The organism is Desulfuromonadales bacterium (assembly GCA_035620395.1).
Lineage (GTDB): Bacteria > Desulfobacterota > Desulfuromonadia > Desulfuromonadales > DASPGW01 > DASPGW01.
This window is the reverse complement of sequence record DASPGW010000309.1, coordinates 1-5283: the sequence shown is the minus strand read 5'-3', so window position 1 is coordinate 5283 and position 5283 is coordinate 1. Positions and strand designations below refer to the sequence as shown.

6 protein-coding genes are annotated in these 5283 nt (G+C 65.5%); 5 read left to right on the top strand and 1 reads right to left on the bottom strand.

Annotated elements, in window-relative coordinates; translation table 11 throughout:
* The coding region (locus VD811_16575) for a divergent polysaccharide deacetylase family protein (GenBank protein ID HXV22601.1) at nt 1-400 on the top strand (400 nt) is incomplete at its 5' end.
* 24 nt (nt 401-424) lie between these two features.
* Here VD811_16575 and VD811_16570 read toward each other — a convergent pair.
* Entirely contained in the window at nt 425-1825 is a 1401-nt protein-coding gene (locus VD811_16570) for a ParA family protein (GenBank protein ID HXV22600.1), read from the bottom strand.
* An 89-nt stretch (nt 1826-1914) separates the two neighbouring features.
* Here VD811_16570 and xseA point away from each other — a divergent pair, with 89 nt between their 5' ends.
* The 4 genes from xseA to VD811_16550 are packed head-to-tail and all read left to right on the top strand — an operon-like array spanning nt 1915 to nt 5166.
* Nucleotides 1915-3117, top strand: a complete 1203-nt coding sequence (xseA, locus tag VD811_16565) for an exodeoxyribonuclease VII large subunit (protein ID HXV22599.1) — start codon at nt 1915-1917, stop codon at nt 3115-3117.
* Nucleotides 3114-3962: a M23 family metallopeptidase gene (locus VD811_16560; protein ID HXV22598.1), complete on the top strand. Its 849-nt coding sequence runs from the start codon at nt 3114-3116 to the stop codon at nt 3960-3962. The genes xseA and VD811_16560 overlap by 4 nt, the downstream gene beginning before the upstream one ends.
* 51 nt (nt 3963-4013) lie before the next feature.
* The gene (gene xseB / locus VD811_16555; protein ID HXV22597.1) at nt 4014-4253 is read left to right on the top strand and encodes an exodeoxyribonuclease VII small subunit; all 240 of its coding nucleotides are present in this window, start codon (nt 4014-4016) and stop codon (nt 4251-4253) included.
* A 22-nt stretch (nt 4254-4275) separates the two neighbouring features.
* Nucleotides 4276-5166 carry a farnesyl diphosphate synthase gene (locus tag VD811_16550; GenBank protein HXV22596.1) on the top strand — a complete coding sequence of 297 codons (891 nt, stop codon included), beginning with the start codon at nt 4276-4278 and terminating at the stop codon, nt 5164-5166.
* Nucleotides 5167-5283: the final 117 nt, after the last annotated feature.

The window sequence follows — 5283 nt, the reverse complement described above, 5'->3', positions numbered from 1 at the left end:
TTTTGTCGAGCGGGTTCCCTATGCCGTGGGGGGGAACAACCACATGGGGTCGCGGTTTACCGAATACCGGGAGGGGATGGAAGTGGTGCTGGCGGCGATGAAGGAGGCGGGGCTCTTCTTTGTCGACAGTCGCACGACGGCGCAATCGGTGGCCTTCGCCGAGGCCCGGCGAGCCGGCGTGCCGGCAGCGGCCCGTGATCTCTTCCTCGACAATGAGCAGGATGTGGAGCAGATTTCCCGGGAGATTCGCAAACTGGCCGTTATGGCCGGTCGCCGGGGGCAAGCGGTGGGGATCTGCCATCCTTACGCGCAGACGCTGGAGGCCCTGCGGCGGGAGGCTCCGTACCTGAAGCAGCAGGGGATCGAAATCGTCCCCGTGTCGCAATTGCTGGTCCGCTGACAGCGTTGGCTGCAACGCCTCCCGTCAAAGGAGCTGGGTGGCGATGCGTTCGCGGGTAGCGGTGAAGCGGTCCTGCTGCTCATCGAAGAGAATCTCTTCGGGGAAGTCGGTGCTGACCCGGCGGATCAACAGAAAACCGTCGCCGAGGCGGCCTTCGGCATCGAACAGGGCGCGGGAGGCGAGGCTGAACAGCAGGGTGCGTTCCCGGCCGAGGCTGCGGCTCTCGAATTCCTGCAATTCGATGGTCTTGTTGGAAACCTCCAGGCCGGCCTCGTCAAACCGGTAGAAGGAAACCTGCTGCTGATAGAAATTGCGGGTATTGGGCGCCCGGCGCAGGACGAAATACGAACGCTGCGCGGATTCCCGAAAGAGGTCGCGCAGCGGGTCGGCGGCCCCGATTTCCCGTTGCGAGTTGTAGAAGTGCCGGAAGACCAGGCTGGAAAAACACTCCTCTTCCAGGAAGCCGGCCAACTGGCCGTCGGCAGTCTCGGCATAATAGCCGGCGGGGGAGATGATTTCGGCGTCGACCAGCGGTTTGCCGCAGATCAGGCAGTCTGGCTGCAGCCGCTCGCGCCGGGCGCGGTACGCCTCACCGCGCTGCGTCTGTTGCTGGTCGATTTCACGGTGGACCTGGTCGAGTCGCCGCTCACCTTCCTGCTGGGCGCCGAGGAAAATCTGCCGTGCCAGATGGGCGAACTGGATGTGCACCTCGGTCCCGCGGCCGTGAGTGATGACGGGGTAGACTTTCCCGTCAGGGTTGGTGCTCAGCGATTCGACCTTGGGGCTTTTGGCGATGAAGCCTTCCAGGCAGCGGTAGCCGCGGTTGATGGCGTAGCCTTTGAGCAGGCGGTAAAGATCGCGGAAGGGGCCGTCGAAGCGGATGCGCGAGTCGACCAGGCAGGGCAGGATGCGCAGCGGACGCCTGGAGAGTCCCTGACGGTCAAAAAAATCGTAAATGCTGCGACAGTTTTCCAGCGACGGCGTGTCCTTGACCGGGACGATGACCCGGTCGGCGGCGTACAGGGCGTTCTGGGTGAAGATGTCGAGATCGGGGCGGGTGTCGATGATGACGATGCCGCTCAGGGCCGAGGCGGCCAGCAGGCGGGCGAGGGTGTCCGGGGAATTGAGTCGGCCGCGCAGTTCGGCCAGGCGGCGGGTGGAAGGAATGAACTGAACGCCGTATTGTCCGGTTTCGACCAACGTTTCGGCCGGGATTCCCTCCATCAGGTCGTGCATGTCGCCACGCGGCACGCCCCGGCCGATGCGGAACATGCGATCGACGGTGAAGTGGTTGTCGAAGCTGAAGAGGGTGACCGGCAGATCTTCGGCGAGGGCTTTGAGGTAGATGGCCAGATTGGTGGCCACGGTGGTCTTGCCGACGCCCCCTTTTTCACTGGAGATGGTTACCACGTACGGTCGGGACATGGTCGATCCTCGCTTCAGGCAGAGATGCCATATATAGGGGATCGGAGGGTAAAAGTCAATGTTAAACCCCCCATATGTTGTAGGTTTTCATGGTGAATGAACGCTTGCCGATGCTGACGGTGTCGCGCCTGGCCGCCCTGCTCAAGGAGGTGGTCGAGGAGAATTTCGCCCGGGTGCTGGTCGAGGGGGAAATCTCCAACTTTTCCGTCCCCGCCTCCGGACATTTCTACTTCTCGCTCAAGGACGAGAGCGCCCAGTTGCGGGCCGTGATGTTCCGCACCCAGGCCAGGCTGCTCCCCTTCCGCCCAGAGAACGGCATGCGGGTGATTCTCTCCGGCCGGGTCTCCCTCTACTCCCAGCGGGGCGAGGTGCAGCTCGTCGCCGAGACCCTCGAACCGCGCGGCGTCGGCAGCCTGCAGGTTGCCTTCGAACAGTTGAAGAGCAAGCTCGCCGGCGAGGGGCTGTTTGCCGAAGCGCGCAAGCGTCCGTTGCCGACGTTTCCGCGCACGGTCGGCGTGGTGACCTCGGCTACCGGCGCCGCCATCCACGATATCCTCAATGTGCTGCGCCGTCGCGGCGCCGGCCTGCGGGTGGTGCTGCGGCCGGTGCGGGTGCAGGGCGACGGGGCGGCGGCGGAAATTGCCGAAGCGATTGCCGACCACAACCGGCTCAAGGCGGCCGATGTCCTCATCGTCGGGCGTGGCGGCGGCTCGCTCGAGGATCTGTGGGCCTTCAACGAGGAGGTGGTGGCCCGGGCCATCCACGCTTCCGCCATTCCCGTCATCTCGGCAGTCGGCCACGAGGTCGACACCACCATTGCCGATTTCGTCGCCGACCTGCGGGCGCCGACCCCCAGCGCCGCCGCCGAGCTGGTGGCCAGGAGCCGTCTGGAGCTGGAAGGGCATCTCGACCACCTGTCCCAGCGCCTGGCGGGGCAGATGCAGGGGCGGCTGGCTCTGCTCGATGAGCGGATGCGGGGGCTCACCCGGCGTCTGCGTTCGCCCCGCCAGCAACTGCAGTTGTGGCAGCAGCGGCATGCCGATCTGGTCCGTCGTCTGGACCGGTCCATGGCGCGTCGGCAGCAGGAGACCGAAGGACGTCTGGCCACACTCGCCGGCCGCCTCGATCTCCTTTCGCCGCTGCGAACCCTGGAGAGGGGCTACGCCATTGCCTTCGCCGAAAAAACGGGGAAGGCGGTGCTGGATGCCGGCACCCTGGCCCGCGGCGACCGCTTGCAGCTGCGTTTCGCCCGCGGCAGCGCCGGCGCTACCGTCGAGGAGACCGGCGAATGAGATGGCTGTATCTCCTTTTTCTGCTGCTCCCGGCCCAGGCGCCGGCCGACGTTCTCACCCTCGAGCCGCCCGTTGTCGACACCGGCGGCGTGGCACTGCTGCGCTGGCATGGGGAACCGCCCTCGGAAGCGGTCGCCCGCTTCAACGGCCGGCTTTACAATCTGCGGTCGGCGCCCCAGGGCATCCTGGCCCTGTTGGGAACCGATCTTGAGCTGACCCCGGGGAACTACCCGGTCGAAGTGACCGTGGTCGACTCCCGGGGCAAAGCCGAATCCTTCCACCTCCGCCTCGAAGTCCGCCAGGCGGTGCGGGCGGAGGAGCGGCTCACCCTGCCGCCGGCCAAGGTGACACCGACCGACCCCGCGGTGCTGAAGCGCATTGGAGAGGAGCGGGCCCTGCTGGCCGACCTTTTTTCCCGGCAGCTGACGCCGCCGTTATGGGAATCCTTCGCCCATCCGGTCGCCGATCCGGTGGGCAGCCCTTTTGGCCTGCGCCGCATTCTCAACGGCCAGCCGAAATCCCCCCATGCCGGGGTCGATTTCCGCAGCGCCGCCGGCACCCCCGTCCGTGCCGCCGCCCGCGGCACGGTGGCCTTCGCCGGCGACCTTTTCTATACCGGGCAGACGGTGATTCTCGATCACGGCGAGGGCCTTTTTTCCCTCTATGCGCATCTGCAGACGATCAACTGCAGCCGGGGCCAGCTGCTCGCTGCGGGCACGGTCCTGGGCCGGGTGGGGAGCACGGGGCGATCGAGCGGGCCGCATCTGCACTGGGGGGTAAAACTGCGCGGCGACCGGGTCGATCCGCTGGCCCTGACCGAGTTGTTGGGCAGGGAAAAGCGTTGACTCCCATTCGGGCTGTTGCAATAATAAACCCCCTTCAGAGCAGAGAGAGACATGGCGGAGAAGAAAAAAAGCAAGGAATCGTTCGAGACGTCCCTGCACGCCCTTGAAGAAGTGGTAGAGCGGCTGGAGAGCGGCGATCTGACCCTGGAGGAGTCGCTCGAGAGTTTCGAGCTGGGGGTGAAAAGCGCCGCCCGCTGCCGGAAACTGCTCAAGGAGGTGGAGTTGAAGGTCGAGCTTCTGCTCAAGGACCGCGATGGCGGGCTGACCTTAGAGGACTTCAACCAGCAGTAGCAAGCCCGTGCCTGGAGACCGCATGGACCTGAAGAATTACCTAAAAGAGTGTCTTACCCGCGTCGACCGGGCGCTGGATAGCTACCTGCCGGCCGAAGACACCCTTCCCGTCGCGCTGCACAAGGCCATGCGCTATTCGGTCTTCGCCGGCGGCAAGCGCATCCGTCCGGTGCTGATGATCGCCGCCTGCGAAGCGGTGGGTGGGGATGCCGAGCGGGTCCTGCCCGCGGCCTGCGCCATGGAGATGATCCATACCTATTCCCTGATCCATGATGACCTGCCGGCCATGGACGACGACGATTTTCGCCGCGGCCGACCGACCAACCACCGCATCTTCGGCGAGGCGACGGCGATTCTGGCCGGCGACGCCCTGCTGACCGAGGCGTTCATCCTCCTCTCTGATGCGCAGATCAATGCCCGGGTGCCGGCGGAGATTCGCTGCCGGGTTCTCCACACGATCGCCCGCTGCGCCGGTTCGCAGGGGATGGTGGGGGGGCAGGTCGTCGACATGGAATCGGAAGGGAAGGCCATCGATTTTCCGACCCTCGAATATATTCACACCCGCAAGACCGGCGCCCTGATTCTGGCGGCGATGCAGGCCGGCGCCCTGCTCGGCGGCGCCGACCAAGCATCCCTGACTGCCTTGACCCGCTACGGGGAGGCCGCCGGGCTGGCCTTCCAGATCGCCGACGATATCCTCGATGTGGTCGGCGACCAGGCGGTCATCGGCAAGGATGTGGGGAGCGACCAGGAGCGGGGAAAGGCCACCTACGTGGCGCTGCTTGGCCTCGAAGAGGCGCGGGTGCGAGCCCGCGAGCTGCGCGACCTGGGGGTTGCGGCCCTGGCGCCCCTGGGGGCGTCGGCCGAGCCGTTGCGGCGCATCGCCTACTACATCGTCGATCGTTCTTCCTGAGTGGGCAAAGGATTTTCAAGCATGAGCGGTTTACTCGAAAACCTCGATTCGCCCGCCGGCCTGAAGGAATTCTCGCTGGCCGAGCTGGAGAATCTGGCGGGGGAAATCCGCGAGACC

Coding starts and splice junctions, on each gene's coding strand:
- xseB (HXV22597.1), top strand. CDS start 4,014: ATGGCGGAGAAGAAAAAAAGCAAGGAATCGTTCGAGACGTCCCTGCAC.
- xseA (HXV22599.1), top strand. CDS start 1,915: ATGGTGAATGAACGCTTGCCGATGCTGACGGTGTCGCGCCTGGCCGCC.
- VD811_16570 (HXV22600.1), bottom strand. CDS start 1,825: ATGTCCCGACCGTACGTGGTAACCATCTCCAGTGAAAAAGGGGGCGTC.
- VD811_16550 (HXV22596.1), top strand. CDS start 4,276: ATGGACCTGAAGAATTACCTAAAAGAGTGTCTTACCCGCGTCGACCGG.
- VD811_16560 (HXV22598.1), top strand. CDS start 3,114: ATGAGATGGCTGTATCTCCTTTTTCTGCTGCTCCCGGCCCAGGCGCCG.